Raw genomic sequence first — 1179 nt, forward strand, 5'->3', positions numbered from 1 at the left:
CGTATGACGCGGACACAATGATCCGCCTGCCCGAAAACCAGCTTTTTCATAGCCAATGCTGGAAACACATCGAGCTCGAATGCACTCAACACCCGAAAAGCACCTACGAGGTCCGGTGTATTGACGGCGCCAGCTTGCTACCTCTCCTTGAGCGTTGGGGGCCACCCCTTTCAGCGTTCACCGCGTTTCAAGGTGATGAGGAAGGCATCGTCGCTGGAGTCGAGCGATGGATGTGCAACAACAAGGGGCCTGCGCTTGTGACATGGAACGTTGCGATGACCGGCGCGTGACTTGCCACGAATCTAGCGGTCGGGGCCATAGTCAAACGCTCCCTCCTGGAAGCGAAGAAAAACTCTCACGCTGGGGAGGGTGAGTGGCGCTACATCGGCGCATGCTGAGACGACTTCCTTCTATAGCGAACCGAAAAGACCAGAAATGAACAGATCGCTTGTTGCTGTCACATGCGCGGCCTTGTTGTCCGCGTGCACGGTTCAACAGCCCGTTGCTCGGTACGCCATTTCCGCTGATAACCGCGCAGCCATTAAAGGGATCCACGCCAAAGACGTCGCAGTCGGGCACTTTGTCTCGGCGGATAAAATAGATCCGAATTGCAGAGGCGGGATGATTCTCACGCCACCGGATGGCCTATCGTTCGCGGCGTACATACAGAAGGCGCTCGCAGACGAGCTGAAGGTGGCTGATTCGTACGGCGACCTCCAGCCAAAGGTGACTCTTTCAGGGAAAGTTGAAGAGCTCGAGTCCTCTTCAACGGTAGGGCTCACTGGCGGCTATTGGAACATCAAGTTGCTAGTTAGCTCATCCAACGGGCAGTCAGTGACCGTTCAACACCGATCCACGTTTAAAGCGGGTTTCGAGGGTTCTGAAGCCTGCCGACGGGTAGCGGCGCAGTTTCCCGCCGCAGTGCAGGACATCATTCACGAGTTGGTGACCAACAGCGCGTTTCCAGCGCTGTTGCAATAGTGTGAGCTAACGTCAACCAGCACTGGGCTGCGCGGCGACCAGGGTCGCCAGACCCCGACGTAGTCGCGTGGCGCACGCGAGTGGCTGCCTGCCGTCCTCAGGATCCCCAGAAGGTTGCCGGCACCTCGTGCAGCGACGCCTGGCGAGATCACCCACGTGCAATGCGTCGCATCAATCCCTGGCCTGCGTATCCGACAA

General features: G+C 58.0%; 1 protein-coding gene and 1 pseudogene. Both read left to right on the plus strand.

The genetic code is table 11. The features are described from left to right. Positions 1-290, plus strand: a pseudogene (locus tag QCE48_RS31575) (hypothetical protein); the annotation flags it as partial. Between the two features lie 145 nt (positions 291-435). Beyond that, the gene (locus QCE48_RS31580; RefSeq protein WP_309788770.1) at positions 436-981 is read left to right on the plus strand and encodes a hypothetical protein; all 546 of its coding nucleotides are present in this window, start codon (positions 436-438) and stop codon (positions 979-981) included. The last annotated feature ends 198 nt before the right edge of the window (positions 982-1179 follow it).

It is taken from the genome of Caballeronia sp. LZ024, from assembly GCF_031451455.1.
GTDB classification, from domain to species: Bacteria; Pseudomonadota; Gammaproteobacteria; order Burkholderiales; family Burkholderiaceae; genus Caballeronia; species Caballeronia telluris.